Raw genomic sequence first — 18,696 nt, 5'->3', positions numbered from 1 at the left:
CCGGGGACGCCCCGGGCCCGCGGGCCCGCCGCACCTCGGCGGGCCCGCGGGGGCAGGTCAGGAGGACCAGACCTGGAAGTCGGAGAGCTGGCCGGCCGGCCACCCGGTGTTCGCCGTGACCGTGACGCGGAAGTACCGCTCGGCGGTGGCGGGGAAAGTGAGGGTGACGGTGTTGTCGCTCGCCGGGTCGAAGGTGTAGGCGGCCGAGGCCTTCAGTGTGCTGAAGGACGAGCCGTCGGTGCTGCCCTGGAGGGCCAGCGTCTGGGTGCGGGCGCCCCAGCCCGAGGGGAGCTTGAGCACGACGCGGGAGGCGCTCCGCGCGGCGCCGAGGTCGACCTGGACCCACTGCGGGAAGGCGTTGTTGGCGCTCTCCCAGTAGCTGTTCCGGTCGGTGTCGGTGACGCGCGAGGACGCGTAGACGTCGATGTGGCTGGACTCGCCGGTGGCCTTGCCCGCCGCCAGGTTCGACGGTGTGCCGGGGCCGCCGGCGGCGGTGAAGGCCAGGCTGTTGAGGTTCCAGCCGCCGTTGTCCTCGACGAGGGTGAGGACCTGCTTGCCCGCGGGCAGCGTGACGGTGGCGGTGACGGTGCTCCAGGCCTGCCAGTCACCGGTCGCGGGGATGGCGACCGCGCCGGTGAGGTTGGCGCCCGAGGCGTCGGCAAGGTGCAGGGCGCCGCTGACGGCGGCGGGCGCGGCCACCCGGAAGGCCACGGTGTAGGTGCCTGCCGAGGCAGCGTTCACGGTGTAGCGGAACCACTGCCCGCCGCTGCTCCAGCCGAGGTCGTAGCCGCCGCCGGTGTCGGAGGTGGACTCCAGGTCGACGCCGTCCGCGCGGTAGGCGGTGCCGTTGCCGTTGACGGAGCCGACGTTGTAGGCGGTGCCCTGCCCGCCGGTGTCGTAGTTCTCCGCCTGCACGGTGCCGGGCACCGCGGCGGGCGTGCCGCCGTACGGTCCCTCGACCGGCGGCGGGGTGGTGCCGCCCTGCCAGCTGTTGCCGCTGAGCGTGGCAGTGAAGGCAGCGGAGTTGTTCAGGTAGGCGGCGTTGCCGGGCTTGACGCCGGTCACGGTGGTGCGGGTGAGCGTCGCGGAGCCGGTCGGCGCGGGGTAGAAGGGCGGTGAGACCACCACGCCGTTGCGGCCGGGGTCGGTGACGGTGTTGTCCTGGAGCAGGGAGTTGGTCGAGGTGGAGAAGCCGATGCCGTCGTAGAGCGAGTCGACGACGGTGTTGCCGGTCGCGGTGACCTTGTCGACCGTGCCGGTGTTCTGGCCGTCCCCGCCGTTGCCGATGTGCATCGCGGGCTGGCCCTGGCTGTAGGCGTTGCCGCCGGAGCGGACGACGACGTTGCCGGTGATCGTCGCGGAGAGCAGGTCGTTGCCGTTGACGCCGAAGCGCCCGGCGCCCAGGCCGATGTAACGCGCGGTGTCGCTCACGTAGTTGTTCGTGACGTGGTGCCCGCTGCCGCCGTAGACGGCGACGCCCTTGCCGCCCCAGGGCGCGACCGAGGTGTTGTTGCTGACCGTGACGTTGGCCATCGGCGTGTAGTACGTCTTCGAGCCGTCGCCGTTGGTGTTGTAGTCCACCGAGTTGATCGCGATGGCGTCGTCGCCGGTGCCGCGCACGAAGTTGTTGCTGACGGTGAGGTCGCTGCCCTTGCCGCCGTTCAACGACACGTTGTTGACGTTGATGCCGTCGGCCCAGATCGCGGTCAGCCGGCTGTTCTTGACGCTGCCGCCGGTGCCGGAGGCCCAGAAGCCCGACATGGTGTGCTGCGTCCAGATGCCGTCCGCCGACCAGTTGGTGCCGGTGGTGTCCATGGCGCCGCCGTCACCGCCGATCGTGCTGCGGCTGACGGCGTTGGCGTCGATGTGGAAGTTCTGCACATGGCAGGACGTCACCTCGAACAGCGCCGCCAGCGGGGTGCTGTTGGGGACCGGCACATCGCGGTAGACGGTGCTGTACCACATGCCGGCGCCCGCGATCGTGATGCCCTGCGCGCGCAGGCCCGTGGTGCCCTTGACGTAGAAGGTGCCCGGCGGGATCCACAGCGTCCTGCCCTGCGACTGCGCCTGGTTGATGCAGTTCTGGATGGCGGGCCCGGAGTCGGTGGCCGCGCCGTCGGCGGCGCCGTTGGTGGGGGTGTTGTCGGGGACCGCGCCGCAGCTGGTGATGGAGATCGAGTTCGCGGGCTGCGGCAGCGGCGCAGGCGGGTTCTCCGCGTCGACGACGTCGACGTCGTAGGACGCCGCGCTGTTGGCGGCGTCCTTGACCAGCGAGAAGGTGGCGCCGGCCGGGATCGGAGCGCCGGTGACGAAGGCGTGCGCCTCGTCCCAGAAGACCCGCGGGCTGCCGTCCGCCGGGTTCTGGTTGTCGCTGGTGTTGTAGTTGTTGTTGCCCTCGTAGACCCAGCTCTGCTTGGAGTTGAGCGGGAGCGCCTGCCGGAAGGCGCCGTTGACGTACAGGTCCAGGGTCGTCGCGGTGCCGCCGCCGGACGCCGAGTCGGGCACGCTGGCGCGGACGTTGAGGAAGCTGATGGGCGAGCCGGTGGTGTTCGTCCACTGCACCGACTGCCCGGTGCCGCCGAGGTGGGCGTACGCGTGCCCGGACGCCTCCAGCGCGGCGCTCGAATACTGCGTCGTGGGCGCCGCGGTGAGCGCGACGGTCCCGGCGCCGCCGCCCAGCACACCCGCCTCGCCCTCGAACTCGGTGAACGGCACGGTCGCGCCGACCCCGTTGCCGGGTACGGGCGCGGCCTGCGCCGCGGTCGCCGCCGCCGGCGTACGGGCGGCGGCGTTCGCGGCGGCGCCGGTCAGCAGCCCGGTGGCGGCGGCGCCGGCCACCACGGTCATGGCGGCCACGAGGGCCGCCGGAAGTCTCCGCCCGGCGCTGCGCGCGCCGCGCGGGGGGATGGTCAACACCCGCATCTGATGCTCCTTCACAAACGGTGGGGGGAAAGGGCGCCCCGACCGTACAGAGCACGAAGGAATCGCCGCAAGGTTGCGATCGAGTAAAGAAAAAATTTCACGAACGGCTGGAAGATCGACGCAGTGCGAAGGGTGTGCGGAATCGGGACGGCCTCGGAGCGGCGACCGTCCCCGGACGGGGTCCGCGTGTCAGCCGGACGCGCCCGCGCCGCACGCCGGGCAGTCCGGGCGGCGCGGGTGGCGCTCGACGTCGGGCTCCTCCAGCGCCGCGAGGTTGATGCCGTAGCGGAAGCCGGGCTCCATCGGCGGGGCGCCGGTGAGCAGCGCCGTCGCGGCGTGCGCGATCAGCAGCCCGGACAGACCCGCGGTCACGGCCGTGACGGGATTCCACGGCATCCGCGGCGACGCGGCCTCCTCGTCCTGGCCCGGTGCCAGGGCCAGTTCGCGCCGCTCCACCTCGCCCGCCCGCAGGCACACCCAGCACGGCCCCGACCCCGGCACGTACACCCCCATCGACGCCAGCGGGCCCCGGTAGCCGCCGTCGATCCACGGTGTGCCCGACGCCAGGCAGGCCGCGTTCGCCCAGCGGCGGATCTCCGGCGGCCGGTCGGCGCACAGCAGCAGCAGGTCGTACGGGAGCGCGGGCGCGCCGAGCAGCGCGGTGACGTCCTGCGGCCCTGTCACGCGGGTCCGCCCGCAGCTGACCTCGACCTGCGAGTTGACCGCCCGCAGGGCCTCGCGCGCCGCCTCCGCCTTGGGACGCCCGAGGTCGCTCTCCCGGTACAGCGGCTGCCGGTTGAGGTTGGACAGCTCGACGGTGTCGGGGTCCACGCAGTGCAGGTGCCCGACCCCCGAGGCGACCAGTGCGTGCGCGGCGTAGCCGCCCGTCCCGCCCAGGCCGACGAGCAGCACCCGGGAGGCGCACAGCCGCTCCTGCATCTCCCACGCGCTGCGCCGCGGCCCCCGGTCCAGCCAGCGCAGCAGCGGCACGCCCCGGCTGTAGCGCTCCTGCTCGCGCGCGGAGAGCGCGGGGGCGGGCGCGGCGAGGTCCTCCAGATGCCCGGCCTCGGCGAGTTCGGCGACCGCCTGCTCGGCCTCGGCCGCCGTCACCGCCGGATGCGCAGCGGCCACCAGCCGGGCCGCCTCGCCGGCCGTACGGCTGCCGTCCAGCGCCTCCACCAGCGCCCACACCCAGCCGTCCGGATCGTCGATCTCCACACCGATCCCGTAGACCACACTGCCGAGCCGGACCTTCCCGTCGACGGTGCGGTAGCCGGAATGTTCGGGTTTGACGCGCGGCCGTAACATGCGGAGGATTCGCCTCCGTTCAAATGGCGGAACGCCTGACACCCCGCAGTCCACATGCATCCACGGCTGCCCGTCAACCGGCCGCCGCGGTAGTCCTGAGCCGTCCGGGCGGCGCGCGGCCGGCACCCCTTAGGGGTGGGGTCCCGGGTTTTAGGGGCAGACGGGCTTTAGGCGCCGTCCCTACCCTGCGCTGTATGACGGTTCTGCCTGACGAGGGGATCTCACCGGCCGCCCCGTTCCCGGAGGCCGGCCGCGCGCAGTGGCGGCAGCTGGTCGCGGGAGTGCTGCGCAAGTCGGGTCGGGAATTGCCGGACGCGGAGGCCGAGGCGGCCCTCACGACCGTGCTGGACGGCGGGGTGACCGTGCGGCCGCTCTACACCGCGCAGGACACCGCGCCCGACCCGGGCCTGCCCGGCTTCCCGCCCTATGTCCGCGGCAGCGCCCTGCTCGGCGGGTGGGACGTGCGCGCGCGGCTGGACTTCGCCGACCCCGCGGCCGCCAACGCCGCCGTGCTCGACGACCTGGAGAACGGCGCGACCTCGCTGTGGCTGGCCGTCCGCGGCCCCGCCCTCCCGCCCGGCGGCCTCGCCCGCGCCCTGGACGGCGTCCTCCTCGACCTCGCCCCCGTGGTCCTGGACGCCGGCCCCGACACCGCCTCCGCCGCCCGCGAGCTGATCGGGCTGTACGAGGCCCGCGGCGTCGACCCGGCCGCCGTCCGCGGCTGCCTCGGCGCCGACCCGCTCGGGCACGCGGCCCGTACCGGCGAGGCCGCCGCCCCCGACGACGCCGTGGCGCTCGCGACCCGCGTCCACCGCTGCTACCCCGGGGTGCGGGCGCTCGCCGTGGACGCCCTGCCCTACCACGAGGCAGGCGCCTCCGAGGTGCAGGAGCTGGGCGCCGCGCTCGCCACCGGCGTGGCCTACCTGCGGTTGCTGACCGGCGCGGGCCTGGACGTCGAAGCCGCCCTCGGCCAGCTCGAATTCCGCTTCGCCGCGACCGCCGACCAGTTCCTGACCACCGCCAAGCTGCGCGCCGCCCGCCGGCTGTGGGCCCGCGTCGCCCGCGCCTGCGGCGCCCCGGCCGCGGCCGGCCAGCGCCAGCACGCCGTCACCTCGAGGGTGATGGCGACCCGCCGGGATCCGTACGTGAACCTGCTGCGGACCACGCTCGCCGCCTTCGCCGCCGGGACGGGCGGCGCGGACGCCGTCACCGTGCTGCCCTTCGACACCGCGATCGGCGCGCCGGACGCCTTCGCCCGCCGCATCGCCCGCAACACCTCCGCGATCCTGCTGGAGGAGGCGCATCTCGGCCGGGTCGCCGACCCCGCGGGCGGCTCCTGGTACGTCGAGTCGCTCACCGCCGAACTGGCCCGCGCCGGCTGGGAGTTCTTCCAGGAGCTGGAGGCCGCGGGCGGCCAGGAGCGGGCCCTCGCCTCCGGCCTGCTCGGCGAGCGGATCGCCGCGACGTGGGCGGCGCGCCGCCGCCGGCTCGCCACCCGCCGCGAACCCGTCACGGGCGTCAGCGAATTCCCCGACCTCGCCGAGCGCCCCGTGGAGCGCGCACCGGCGCCCGCACCGCCCTCCGGCGGTCTGCCCCGGGTGCGCCGCGACGAGGCGTACGAGGCGCTGCGCGCCCGCTCCGACGCCCACCTCGCGGCGACCGGCGCGCGCCCGAAGGTCTTCCTCGCCGCACTCGGCCCGGCGGCCGCGCACACCGCGCGGGCGTCCTTCGCGGCCAACATCCTCCAGGCGGGCGGCGTCGAGCCGGTGCACGACCCGGTGTCCGTGGACGCGGGCACGGCGGCCGCGGCCTTCGCCGCGAGCGGCGCGCAGGCCGCCTGCCTGTGCTCGACCGACGCGCTCTACGCCGAGCAGGGGCCCGCCGTCGTCGCGGCGCTGCGCGCGGCGGGCGCCCACCGGATCTACCTGGCAGGCCGCCCGGACACCCTGCCGGGCCTGGACGGCTACGTGTTCGCGGGCTGCGACGCCGTCGCCGCCCTGACCCTCGTACTCGACCGAGCGGGAGTGGCGGCATGAGCGGCATCCCGGACTTCACCGGCATCCCCTTCACCGAGGACGGCGACACCCCCGGCGCGACCGAGGAGCGCTGGGCCTCCGCGGTCAAGGAGGCGACCGGCAGCAGCGCCGTGGACCTCGCCTGGGAGACGCCCGAGGGCATCGCGGTCAAGCCCCTCTACACCGCGCGCGACCTGGAGGGCCTGGAGACCCTCGGCACCTACCCGGGCATCGCGCCCTTCCTGCGCGGCCCGTACCCGACGATGTACGTCAACCAGCCCTGGACGGTGCGGCAGTACGCGGGCTTCTCCACCGCCGAGGAATCCAACGCCTTCTACCGGCGCAACCTCGCCGCCGGGCAGAAGGGCCTGTCGGTCGCCTTCGACCTGCCCACCCACCGCGGCTACGACAGCGACCACCCGCGGGTGAGCGGTGACGTCGGCATGGCGGGGGTCGCGATCGACTCGATCTACGACATGCGGCAGCTCTTCGACGGCATCCCGCTGGACCGGATGACCGTGTCGATGACCATGAACGGCGCGGTGCTGCCGGTGCTCGCGCTCTACATCGTGGCCGCCGAGGGGCAGGGGGTGCCCCCGGAAAAGCTGGCCGGCACCATCCAGAACGACATCCTCAAGGAGTTCATGGTCCGCAACACCTACATCTACCCGCCGAAGTCCTCGATGCGGATCATCTCCGACATCTTCGCCTACACCTCGGGGAAGATGCCGCGCTACAACTCGATCTCCATCTCCGGCTACCACATCCAGGAAGCCGGGGCGACGGCCGACCTGGAGCTCGCCTACACCCTCGCCGACGGCGTCGAGTACCTGCGCGCCGGGCAGGCCGCGGGCCTGGACGTGGACGCCTTCGCACCACGGCTGTCGTTCTTCTTCGGCATCGGCATGAACTTCTTCATGGAGGTCGCCAAGCTGCGCGCGGCCCGGCTGCTGTGGGCGCGGCTGGTCCGGCAGTTCGGCGCGGAGAACCCCAAGTCGCTGTCCCTGCGCACCCATGCGCAGACCTCCGGCTGGTCGCTGACCGCCCGCGACGTCTACAACAACGTCACCCGCACCTGCGTCGAGGCGATGGCCGCGACCCAGGGCCACACCCAGTCGCTGCACACCAACGCGCTCGACGAGGCGCTGGCCCTGCCCACCGACTTCTCCGCCCGCGTCGCCCGCAACACCCAGCTGCTGCTCCAGCAGGAGTCCGGCACCTGCCGGGTCGTCGACCCGTGGGGCGGCAGCGCCTACGTCGAGCGGCTCACCCACGACCTCGCGACACGCGCCTGGCAGCACATCCAGGAGGTCGAGGCGGCGGGCGGCATGGCCCGGGCGATCGACGCGGGGATCCCCAAGCTCCGCGTCGAGGAGGCCGCGGCCCGCACCCAGGCCCGTATCGACTCCGGGCGCCAGCCGCTCATCGGCATCAACAAATACCAGGCGGACGACGACGAGCCGGTCGACGTCCGCTCCGTCGACAACTCCGCGGTCCGGGCCAGCCAGATCGCCAAACTGCGACGCCTGCGGGCCGAGCGCGACGAGGAGGCCTGCCGGGACGCGCTGCGCGCGCTGACCCGCGCCGCCGAGGGCACCGGGAATCTCCTGGAGCTGTCCGTGGACGCGGCCCGCGCCAAGGCCACCGTCGGCGAGATCTCCGACGCCCTGGAGCAGGTCTTCGGGCGGCACGCGGGCCAGATCCGTACGATCTCCGGCGTGTACCGCGACGAGGCGGGCCGCACCCCCGCCGCCGACAGCACCCGCGCGCTCGTCGAGCGCTTCGCCGAGGCCGAGGGGCGCCGCCCGCGCATCCTGGTCGCCAAGATGGGGCAGGACGGGCACGACCGCGGCCAGAAGGTCATCGCCACCGCCTTCGCCGACCTGGGCTTCGACGTCGACGTCGGCCCGCTCTTCCAGACCCCCGCCGAGGTCGCCCGGCAGGCCGTCGAGGCGGACGTGCACATCGTCGGCGTCTCCTCGCTCGCCGCGGGCCACCTCACGCTGGTGCCCGCGCTGCGCGCCGAACTGGCCGCGGAGGGCCGCGACGACATCATGATCGTCGTCGGCGGCGTCATCCCCCCGCAGGACGTCCCCGCGCTCCACGCGGCGGGCGCCGCCGCGGTCTTCCCACCCGGCACGGTGATCCCCGAGGCCGCGCACGACCTGCTGACCAGGCTCGCCGCGGCGCTCGGCCACGGGGAGCTGTAGCCGCGGTATGCCCACGCCCCGACCCGCGGCCATCGATCCCGACGCGTACGCCGAGGGCGTGCTCGAAGGGCGCCGGGCGCTCGTGGCGCGCGCGATCACGCTCGTGGAGTCCACCCGACCCGACCACCGCGCCCTGGCGCAGCGGATGCTGACCCTGCTGCTCCCGCACACCGGCGGCGCCCGGCGGATCGGGATCAGCGGGGTGCCGGGGGTGGGCAAGTCGACCTTCGTCGACGCCTTCGGCACCCTGCTCACCGGCCTCGGCCACCGCGTCGCGGTGCTCGCCGTCGACCCGTCCTCCACCCGCACCGGCGGCTCCGTCCTCGGCGACAAGACCCGGATGGAACGCCTCGCCACCGACCCCGCCGCCTTCGTCCGCCCCTCGCCGAGCGCGGGCACCCTCGGCGGGGTGGCGCGCGCGACCCGGGAGTCCATGGTCGTCATGGAAGCCGCCGGATACGACGTGGTGCTCGTCGAGACCGTCGGCGTCGGCCAGTCCGAGACCGCCGTGGCCGGCATGGTCGACACCTTCCTGCTGCTCACCCTCGCCCGCACCGGCGACCAGCTCCAGGGCATCAAGAAAGGCGTCCTGGAGCTGGCCGACGTCGTCGCGGTCAACAAGGCCGACGGCCCGCACGAGCGCGACGCCCGCGCCGCCGCCCGCGAACTCGCCGGCGCACTGCGCCTGATGCACCCCGCCGACGCCTCCTGGACACCGCCGGTGCTCACGTGCAGCGCCCGCGAGTCCACCGGCCTGGACACGGTGTGGGAGCGGCTGGAGGGGCACCGCTCCCGGCTGACCTCGGACGGCGGCCTCGTCGCCAAGCGCCGCGCCCAGCAGGTCGCATGGGCCTGGTCGACGGTCCACGACACGCTGCTGGCCCGCCTCGGCGCCCACCCCGCGGTCCGCGCCCTGACCCCCGAGGTCGAGTCGGCCCTGCGCGCCGGAACCCTCACGGCGGCGGACGCCGCGGAACGCCTGCTGCGGGCCTTCGACGACGCGGACGGCTGAGCGGCACGGCGGGGGCGCCGCGGGGCGGCCGGTACGCTGCGGGGGCCTGCCTGGGCGCCCGTACGGTGCGGGGCTTGCCCGGCGAGTCGGTACGGTGCGGGGGCTTGCCCCGCGGGTGCCTGCGCCTGCGGGCCCGTCCGGCGGCTCTGTACGGCGCGCGGCCCCGTCCCGCGGGGTCCCTACGCCTGCGGGTCGTCGTCCGGGTCGACCCCCAGCGCCGCCAGGAAGGCCGCCGCCGCCGGGGTCGGGCCGGAGCGGGACCAGATGACGTACTCCACGCGCGCCGGGGCGTCCGTGACCTCCACCGTGACGACGCCGGTCAGGCCGGGCGCGTACGCCGCCGGGAGCATCGCGACGCCCAGACCCGGGGCGACCAGCCGCGGGATGAACTCCGCGCTGCTCACCTCGTAGGCGATGTCGCGGCTCAGCCCCGCCGCGGCGAAGGCCTGCTCGGACTGGGCGCGGCCCGCGGTGCCGGCCGGCAGCTCCACGAAGGTCTCCCGCGCCAGCCGGGCCAGGCTCACCGAGCGCTCCCCGGCGAGCGGGTGGCCCGGCGCGACCACCGCGACCAGGGCGCCGCGGGCCAGCTCCCGGACGCCGACCCCGCGCGGCACCGCCGTGGTGGGCAGGCCCAGGAAGGCCACGTCGAGGCCGCCCGTTCTGACCTGGTCGATCAGCTCGTCGCTCGCGCCCACCCGCAGGGTGATGCGCACCTGCGGATGCCGCTCGTGGATCTCCCGCAGCGCGCCCGGCACATCGGCGGCGGTGACGGTCGGGATCGACCCGACCGCGAGCCGCCCCCGCACCTCGCCGACCGCGGCCGCGACCTCCGCCGCCGCGCGTCCCGCGGCCTCCAGGCACTGCCGGGCGGCGGGCAGGAAGGCCTCGCCCGCCGGGGTGAGCCGCACCCGGCGGCTGGTGCGCTCGAACAGCCGGGCGCCCAGCTCGTGTTCCAGCCGGGCCACCTGGTGGCTCAGCGCGGACTGCACGACCCGGCAGCGCTCGGCGGCGCGCGTGAAGCTGCTGGTTTCCGCGACGGCGATCACGTACCGCATCTGCTGGAGCTCCATCGACCCATCGTGGATCACGATCGATGAAGTGACAAGCATGTGTTGGACTCATCGATCCTCGCGGGCCGAGACTTTCGTCATGACCACGCAATCCATGGCACGGACCCGCGGCGCCGTCCGCGGGGATCGGGGGCCGGGCCTGTCGCGTACCGCGCTCACCGCGCTCGCGCCCGCCGTCTGGGGCACCACCTACATCGTCACCACCGAATTCCTGCCCGCCGGGCACCCGCTCTTCGCCGGGCTGCTGCGGGCGCTGCCCGCCGGCCTCGTCGCGCTCGCCCTCACCCGCACGCTGCCGCGCGGCGCCTGGTGGGGGAAGGCCGCGGTGCTGGGCGCGCTCAACATCGGGCTCTTCCTGCCGCTGCTCTTCACCGCGGCCGAGCGGCTGCCCGGCGGGGTGGCCGCGACGCTGGGGGCCGGCCAGCCGCTGGCCGTCGCGCTGCTCGCGGCGCCGGTGCTGCACGAGCGGCTGTCGGCGTGGCGGATCGGCTGGGGCGTGGCGGGCGTCGCCGGGGTCGGCCTGGTGGTGATCGGGCCGGACGCCGCGCTCGACGGCGTCGGTGTGGCGGCGGGGCTGGCGGGCGCGGTGGTGATGGCGCTCGGCGTGACGCTCACCAAGCGCTGGGGCCGTCCGGCGGGCGTGAGCGGCACGGCCTTCGCCGGCTGGCAGCTCACCGCGGGCGGACTGCTCCTGCTGCCGGTGACCTTCCTCGCCGAGGGCGCGCCGCCCGCGGTCGACGGGCGGGCCGCGCTCGGCTACCTGTGGCTGGGGCTGGTCGGCGGGCTCATCACGTACACCCTGTGGTTCCGCGGCATCGCCGCGCTGCAGGTCACCTCGGCGGCCCTGCTCGCGCTGCTCTCGCCGCTGGTGGCCGCCGTACTGGGCGCCGCGGTGCTCGGCCAGACGCTCGGGCCCGTGCAGCTCGCGGGCTTCCTGCTGGCCCTGGCCGCGCTGGTCGGCGGCCAGCTCCCGCCGCCCGCGCGCGGGCCCTGGCGGCGGTGACCGTACGGCCGCGGCCCCGGCCCTCCGCGCGGGAGGGACCGGGGCCGCGGCGTACGGCGGGGGAGCGGGGTCAGACCTCGACCAGCTCGCGGGTCTCGGACTCCACGGCCGGCTCGTCGTCCTCGATGCCGCGCGGCGCGTCGAAGGCGGCGCGGTCCAGGATCTTCTCCCGGGACGCGACCAGCACCGGCGTCACGATCTGGCCCGTGACGTTGGTCGCGGTCCGCATCATGTCCAGGATCGGGTCGATCGCCAGCAGCAGGCCGACGCCCTCCAGCGGCAGGCCGACCGTGCTCAGGGTCAGCGTCAGCATCACGATGGCACCGGTCAGACCGGCCGTCGCCGCCGAGCCGATCACCGAGACGAACGCGATCAGCAGGTAGTCCCCGATGCCCAGGTGGACGTGGTAGACCTCCGCGACGAAGATCGCCGCGAGCGCCGGGTAGACCGCGGCGCAGCCGTCCATCTTGGTGGTGGCGCCGAAGGGCACCGCGAAGGACGCGTAGTCGCGCGGTACGCCGAGGCGCTCGGTCACCCGCTGGGTCACCGGCATGGTGCCGACCGAGGAGCGGGAGACGAAGGCCAGCTCGATCGCGGGCCAGGCGCCCCGGAAGAAGTTGACCGGGTTGACCTTGCCGACCAGCGCCAGCAGCAGCGGGTAGACCACGAACATCACCAGCGCGCAGCCGACGTACACGTCGACGGTGAAGGTGCCCAGCGGCTTGAGCAGATCCCAGCCGTAGGTGGCGACCGACTTGCCGATCAGGCCCAGGGTACCCAGCGGGGCGAGCCGGATGACCCACCACAGCGCCTTCTGCACGACCTCCAGCACGACCTTCGCGAAGTCGATCAGCGGCTCGGCCTTCTCGCCGACCGACAGCGACGCGGCGCCGATCACGACCGCGAGGAAGACGATCTGCAGCACGTTGGGCTGGCCGAACGCGTCCACGATGTTCGTCGGGACGATGCCGGTGATGAAGTCGATCCAGCTGCCCTTGTGCAGCCCGTCCGGCACCGCGCCGGCCTTGAGGTGGACGCCGTCACCGGGCTTGGTGGCCAGGCCCAGCAGGATGCCGATCGTCACCGCGATGAGCGCGGTGACGCAGAACCACAGCAGGGTGCGCGCCGCGAGCCGGGCGGCGTTGGTGACGTTGCGCAGGTTGGTGACGCTGACCAGCACGGCCGTGAAGACCAGCGGCGGGACGGCCAGCTTCAGCAGCTGGACGAAGATGTCGCCGATACGCGTCAGCGTCTCGGTGAGCCAGTGCACGTCGGCGTCGCGGGCTATCAGGCCCAGCACGACGCCCAGGACCAGACCGGAGATGATCTGCGCCCAGAACGGGATTCTCTTCAGGAAGGCAGGCAAGGGGGACTCCTGTGACAGCGCCGGACCCAGCCGGGCACCGCGGGACGGGGAGGGGGACGGAAAGCCGGCGCGGTGCGGGCGGACGCGGTACTGAGCGGCAGCTCAGGAGCAGGAGCGGGCGACCGGGCCGGGGTACGGGTGGAGGCGTCGGCGTGCGGCACGCCACGACGTCACCCCGGGCAACCGGAGACCGCCGTACCCGGGATCGACCGCGGGCGGCGGCGGGGACGTCAGCGACGGACGCGCGTCAGCGCATACACAGGTCGCCGTTGCAGTGGCACAGGTCGACATGCAGACGCCACACCAGCGGGGGTTCTCCCGCGGCGCGCATCGCGATGACTCTGTGGGCACTGGACATGGCCAGGAAGATAATGCATTCATTGCACAAATACAAGCTGTCGTGTTCGCGCCACCCGTATTTCCCGCCCTCCCGTGGCCGCAGGTCACGGCGCTGCGAGCGTCCGCGCGCAATTGACGGTCGATCAATTTCACTGCCTGTTTCCGCTCTTGGGGCGCGAGTGAGTGATTTCCGCGGATTCTCCGGGCCTTTCCTCCGCGCCCGGTGCGCCCCGCTCCTGCGCGAGGCCGCGCCCTGCGCCGCCGGGGCCGCCCGCGGCGGCCCAACTCCCCCCGCGCGGTGCGCGATCCGTCCCGTCCTGCGACCTTCGGAGAAGCTCGCACGCTTATTGACGCTGCCCACCCGCGATGATTCACTCTCGCCCTGAGAGCGCTCTCTTGCGGTCCGGCCCACCGCGCAGTCCTCCTGATCCACCACCACAGGGAGAGCCGTGTCCGTCATTCCCTCTCGCCGATCCGTGCTCCGCGGGGCGGCCGTCGCCGCCGCGGTGCCGCTGGCCGGCGGCATCGCCACCGGTACCGCCCACGCCGCGGCGCCGTCCGCCCACCACCCCTGCCCGCCCAAGGGGCACCAGGGGCACAAGGGCGCGGACCTGGGGCACAACGTCATCGTCCTCGACCCGTCGATGGGCGACGCGGCGATCCAGGCGCAGGTCGACGCCGTCTTCGCGATCCAGGAGTCCAACCAGTTCGGCGACGAGCGCTACGCGCTGGCCTTCATGCCGGGCACGTACACCGTCGACATCAACGTCGGCTTCTACACCCACGTCCTGGGCCTGGGCGCGAGCCCGTCCGACGTCGTGATCAACGGCCACGTCACGGTCGACGCCCAGTGGTTCGACGGCAACGGCACGCAGAACTTCTGGCGCGCCGCCGAGAACCTGACCATCGTGCCGCCGGACGGCCTCAACCGCTGGGCCGTCGCCCAGGCCGGGCCGATGCGCCGCGTGCACGTCAAGGGCGACATGAACCTCATGCCGAGCCCGCCCGGAAACGGGTGGTCCAGCGGCGGGTACCTGGCCGACAGCGTGGTGGACGGCGAGGTGCAGTCCGGCTCGCAGCAGCAGTGGATCTCGCGCAACGACACCCTCGGCAGCTGGGTCGGATCCAACTGGAACATGGTCTTCGTCGGTGTGCAGGGCGCACCCGCCCAGTCCTTCCCGACGCCCCCCATGACGACCGTGGACCGCACCCCGGTCGTCCGGGAGAAGCCCTTCCTGACCGTGGACCGGCACGGCGACTACGAGGTCTTCGTACCCGGGCTGCGCCGCAACAGCACCGGCACCACGTGGGCCCGCGGCCGCGCCGCTGGCACGAGCATCGCGCTGGACCGCTTCTTCGTGGCCAAGCCCGGCGACTCCGCCGCCGAGATCAACCGCGCCCTCGGCAGCGGCCGGCACCTGCTCTTCACGCCCGGCATCTACAACCTGACCTCGCCGATCCGCGTCACCCGCCCCGGCACGGTCGTGCTGGGCCTCGGCTACACGACGCTGCGCTCGGCGCACAGCAACACCCTCATCGAGGTCGCCGACGTCGACGGCGTCACGGTCGCCGGCGTGCTCGTCGAGGCCGCCTCCAAGCACACCCCGGTGCTCGTCCGGGTCGGCGAGGGCCGCTCCCGGCGCCGGCACAGCAACGACCCGACCGTGCTCTTCGACGTCTTCGCCCGGATCGGCGGGGCCGTCGCGGGCGGCGCGGGGACCAGCCTGCAGATCGACAGCAACGACGTCATCTGCGACCACCTGTGGCTGTGGCGCGCCGACCACGGTCTGGACGGCACGGTGGGCTGGTCGGTGAACCCGGCCGACACCGGCATCCTCGTCAACGGCGACCACGTCACCACCTACGGGCTCTTCGTCGAGCACTACCAGAAGTACGAGGTGCTCTGGAACGGCGAGAGCGGCCGCACGTACTTCTTCCAGAACGAGAACCCGTACGACGTCCCCACGCAGACGGCGTGGGTGCACGGCGGCACCAAGGGCTACGCGTCCTACAAGGTCGCCGACGACGTCCGCGACCACCTGGCGTGGGGCCTGGGCAGCTACTGCTTCTTCAACCTGGAAGCCGACATCTACACCGACCGGACGTACGAGGTGCCCGACACCCCCGGTGTCGTCTTCACCGACCTGATGACCGTGTGCCTCAACGGCGCGGGCGGCGGCGGCATGCTGCACGCCATCAACGGCTCCGGCGACCCGGTGCAGAACGGCTTCGCCGTCTACAACATGAAGAGGTACTCGAACGGCGTCGCGACCGTCTGACCGGCGGAGCGCGGCGCGTACGCACGGCGGGTGCCGGGACCGTGGGGGCCCTGGCACCCGCCGTTCGCCGTACGTCCGGCGGGGCGGCGGCCGGCGGCCACGCCGCCGCCTGCCACCTCCCGCTGCTGCCGGCGCCGATCGGCGGCAGCAGCGGGACGTGACCGGGCGTCAGCCGCCGGACCTGCGCTCCCACCGCTCGGTCCGCGCGACCAGCCGCGCGAGACCGGTGTGGTCGCAGCCCGCCTTGACGTATATCTCCGACAGCATCCGCGTCACCGCGGGCTCCGTGGAGTCCAGCGCCTCCGCGATCCGCGTGTTGGTCCAGCCCGCGGACGCCCATTCGGCGACCCGGCGCTCCTGCAAGGTCAGCGACGCGGCCTCCGTGCTGCGCGGCTGGAGCGGCCACAGCCCCGTCGCGTCCAGCTCCTCGCGGGCCCGCCCGGCCAGCGCGTCGGCCCCGCACTGCACCGCGCCCTCCAGGGCCCGGTGCAGCTGCTCGGCCGCCTCCTGGGGCTGACCGGTACGCCGCAGCGCGACGCCGTGGTCGAACAGCGCCCGCACCAGGTCGTAGGCCGACGGCGAACGCTCCAGATGGGCGACCGCCTCGGCCAGCACCGCGGCGCGCCGCTGCGGCGCGGTGACCGCGGCCTGGGCGTGCAGCGCCTGGCCGATCGCCGACTGCGTACCGAACCGGCGGGCCCTGGCCAGCGCCTCCTCGGCGACGGCCGCCGCCCGCACCGGGTCGGACGACTCGGTCGCCCGGGCCAGGTCCAGCTGCCACGGGCACCACGCCGGATTGCGCATCCCGCGCGCGTCCAGCCGCTCCCCGGCCCGGGTGAGCTGCCACTCGGCCTCGCGGTTGCGGCCCAGCGCGAGCAGCAGCTCGCCGTAGACGGTCTGTGAGTCGGGATAGACCACCGCGCTCGGCGTGATCTCGCCGTAGCGGTACGACGCGGCCAGCTCCTGCGCCTCGGCGGTCCGGCCGCGGGCGAGCAGGATCTCGATGAGGATGCCGACCGCGAAGTACTGCGCGGGCACCTGGTAGCCGACCCGGTCGGCGATCCGCAGCCCGTCGCGGACCATGGACTCCGCGGTGCTCAGCCGGCCGCGCCGGTAGCGGATGTAGCCGAGCAGCGTGCAGCCGAACGACAGGTGCGCGCCGCGCCAGCCGCGGTCCTGGCACTCCACGATCCCCTGGCTGAAGAGCTCCTCGGCCCGCCCCGGCTGGTCGCAGTACATGAAGGTGAGGGCCACCAGCACCGGCACCTCGAAGCCCCAGCGCTCGTCCGTCCACGACAGGCCCTCGCCGAGCGCCTGCTCCGCCCAGTCCAGCGCGGTCGGCGCGGGCTCGCCGCGCACCATCGCGTCCCACGCGCGCAGGCCCAGGATGTAGCGCTCGGCCAGGCCGCGGCCGCTGAGGTGGTCGGCGAGCTTGGTGAGCTTGCGGGAGCGGGCGGCAGAATCCCGCTCGTCGGCCCGGAAGGCGTTCCACATGAACTGCTCGGCCTGCATGTGCAGCCGGGTCTTGGCGTCGGTGGCCCAGCGCGCGGCCTCCGCGACCGTCTCGGCCGCCTCCGCCATCCGGTCGGAGTGCCCGAGCGCCTGCGCCAGCCGGTAGACGATCGCCTCCTTCAGCCCGGGCGACAGCACCGGCTCGTCGAGCGCGGCCCGCAGGTGGTTGACGGTGATCGCGGGCTCCGTCAGCAGCGCCGAGCAGCCCAGGTCGTACAGCACCTGCGCGCGGTCCTCCATGGCGGGCGGCTCGCGCAGCGCCCGCGCCAGGCAGCGCCGCGCCGCGTCCGGGGCGCCGGCCCTGCGGTACTCGCGGGCCGCGTCCGACAGCTGCTGCACCACCCAGGGATCGCTCTCCGGATGGGTCTCCAGCAGATGCCGGGCGGTCGCGGTGACGCCGAGGCCCGCCTGCGACACGATCGCCGCGGCCTGGCCGTGCATGGCGACCCGGAAGGCCGCCGGGATCGCCCGGTAGACGGCGGTCGCGACCAGCGGGTGGAAGAACTCCAGCCGGCCGTCGTCCGTGACGTGCCCCTCGCGGGCCGGATCGGCGAGGATACGGGCCTCGCGCAGCTTCGCGACCGCGTCCTCGGACTCCGCCTCGCCGAGGCCGCCGACGCTCGCGGCACGGCTGCGGGACGCGTCGGCGCCCAGCACCGCCGCGCTCCACGCGAAGCGGACGACCGAGGTGCCCATCTTCTCCAGCCGCTCGACGAGCCCGCCGCCCTTGACCGCGGACGCCATCTCGCGCAGCTCCGGCATGTGCACCGACTGCGGCTTGAGCCCGCGGTCGGCGACCCGGGCGGCCAGCTCCACCGCCTCGAAGGGGTTGCCGCCGGTGACCGCCCAGGTCTCCCGGCAGAAGGCCTCGTCGGCGTCCTCGCCCAGGGTCTCCCTGACGATACGTCCGACGGCGCCCGGCGTCAGCGGCGCCAGGTCCAGGGCGCGCGAGCCGTGCCGCTCCGCAAGCCGGCCGAACGCGGCGGCGTCGTGCGGGAGTTCGTCGGGCCGGTAGGCCACCACCAGGAGCAGCGGCAGCTCGGTGACGCGCGGCGCGAACCCGGTCAGCCAGGCCAGCGACTCGGCGTCGGCCCAGTGCGCGTCGTCCAGCATCACCACCAACGGGGCGTGCTGCACGGCGAAACGGGTGACCATCCAGTCGAGCCCGTCGCGCACGCCCTGCGGGTCGGGCGCGGCGTCGGCCGCCCCGGCGACCAGGCCCACGGCCGGGGCGACGATGTCGTACCAGCTCCCCAGCGTCGCGCGGTGCTCGGCCTCGGTCGCGGTCGCCAGCAGCGGCTGCAGCAGATGGCGTACGACCTGGAAGGCCACCCCCTGCTCGTGCTCGCCGCCGCGCGCGGACAGCACCGTGCAGCCGCGTGCCGCGGCCCGTCTGCGCACCTCGGCGAGCAGCGTCGTCTTGCCCAGCCCGGCGGGCCCGGCGAAGGCCAGTAAGCCTCCGGTGCCGGCCGCTTCGGCGCCCTGCGCCGCGCCGGTCAGATCGGACAGCAGGCTCTCCAGCGCGGCGGTCTCCGCCTCGCGTTCGAGCAGCAGCCGCCGCGACCGTCCCGGCCGGTCCCCTCGGAATGCCATGTCGTTTCCCCTGAACGTGTGGTGGCTCCGTCGCGCGTCCCCGGCAGGCTCAGCGTACGCACCCGGC

General features: G+C 74.1%; 10 protein-coding genes. 5 read left to right on the top strand and 5 right to left on the bottom strand.

Going from position 1 to position 18,696, the window contains the following annotated elements; all coding sequences use genetic code 11:
• Positions 1-57: 57 nt before the first annotated feature.
• Both ACH4SL_RS36225 and ACH4SL_RS36220 read right to left on the bottom strand, forming a co-directional pair.
• Entirely contained in the window at positions 58-2,922 is a 2,865-nt protein-coding gene (locus tag ACH4SL_RS36225) for a carbohydrate-binding protein (protein ID WP_398454305.1), read from the bottom strand.
• 189 nt (positions 2,923-3,111) lie between these two features.
• The gene (locus ACH4SL_RS36220) at positions 3,112-4,230 is read right to left on the bottom strand and encodes a HesA/MoeB/ThiF family protein (RefSeq protein ID WP_398454303.1); all 1,119 of its coding nucleotides are present in this window, start codon (positions 4,228-4,230) and stop codon (positions 3,112-3,114) included.
• A gap of 194 nt (positions 4,231-4,424) precedes the next feature.
• Here ACH4SL_RS36220 and ACH4SL_RS36215 point away from each other — a divergent pair, with 194 nt between their 5' ends.
• Genes ACH4SL_RS36215 through meaB form a run of 3 tightly spaced genes read left to right on the top strand, consistent with a single transcriptional unit; the run spans position 4,425 to position 9,467 of the window.
• Positions 4,425-6,266, top strand: coding sequence for a methylmalonyl-CoA mutase family protein (locus tag ACH4SL_RS36215; RefSeq protein ID WP_398454300.1), 1,842 nt, complete (start codon positions 4,425-4,427; stop codon positions 6,264-6,266).
• A complete protein-coding gene (gene scpA, locus ACH4SL_RS36210) occupies positions 6,263-8,455 on the top strand; it encodes a methylmalonyl-CoA mutase (RefSeq protein ID WP_398454297.1) in 2,193 nt (730 codons plus the stop codon). The genes ACH4SL_RS36215 and scpA overlap by 4 nt, the downstream gene beginning before the upstream one ends.
• Positions 8,456-8,462: 7 nt before the next feature.
• The gene (gene meaB / locus ACH4SL_RS36205) at positions 8,463-9,467 is read left to right on the top strand and encodes a methylmalonyl Co-A mutase-associated GTPase MeaB (RefSeq protein WP_398454294.1); all 1,005 of its coding nucleotides are present in this window, start codon (positions 8,463-8,465) and stop codon (positions 9,465-9,467) included.
• 179 nt (positions 9,468-9,646) lie between these two features.
• Here meaB and ACH4SL_RS36200 read toward each other — a convergent pair whose 3' ends face one another.
• Positions 9,647-10,537 carry a LysR family transcriptional regulator gene (locus ACH4SL_RS36200; RefSeq protein ID WP_398454411.1) on the bottom strand — a complete coding sequence of 297 codons (891 nt, stop codon included), beginning with the start codon at positions 10,535-10,537 and terminating at the stop codon, positions 9,647-9,649.
• 79 nt (positions 10,538-10,616) lie between these two features.
• Here ACH4SL_RS36200 and ACH4SL_RS36195 point away from each other — a divergent pair, with 79 nt between their 5' ends.
• Positions 10,617-11,540, top strand: a complete 924-nt coding sequence (locus ACH4SL_RS36195; protein WP_398454292.1) for an EamA family transporter — start codon at positions 10,617-10,619, stop codon at positions 11,538-11,540.
• 70 nt (positions 11,541-11,610) lie between these two features.
• Here ACH4SL_RS36195 and ACH4SL_RS36190 read toward each other — a convergent pair whose 3' ends face one another.
• Positions 11,611-12,936: a dicarboxylate/amino acid:cation symporter gene (locus tag ACH4SL_RS36190; RefSeq protein ID WP_398454409.1), complete on the bottom strand. Its 1,326-nt coding sequence runs from the start codon at positions 12,934-12,936 to the stop codon at positions 11,611-11,613.
• A gap of 758 nt (positions 12,937-13,694) precedes the next feature.
• On the opposite strand from ACH4SL_RS36190, the gene ACH4SL_RS36185 reads away from it, so the two are divergent.
• Positions 13,695-15,524: an adenylyl cyclase gene (locus ACH4SL_RS36185; RefSeq protein WP_398454290.1), complete on the top strand. Its 1,830-nt coding sequence runs from the start codon at positions 13,695-13,697 to the stop codon at positions 15,522-15,524.
• Between the two features lie 168 nt (positions 15,525-15,692).
• On the opposite strand, the gene ACH4SL_RS36180 is transcribed toward ACH4SL_RS36185, so the two are convergent.
• Entirely contained in the window at positions 15,693-18,629 is a 2,937-nt protein-coding gene (locus ACH4SL_RS36180; protein ID WP_398454287.1) for an ATP-binding protein, read from the bottom strand.
• Positions 18,630-18,696 lie beyond the last annotated feature (67 nt).

The sequence above is a fragment of the Streptomyces sp. NPDC021020 genome, assembly GCF_044333285.1.
In the GTDB taxonomy this organism is placed as follows: Bacteria; Actinomycetota; Actinomycetes; order Streptomycetales; family Streptomycetaceae; genus Actinacidiphila.
Note: the sequence above shows the minus strand (reverse complement) of the source record. Positions and strands in the feature narration are given on the sequence as shown.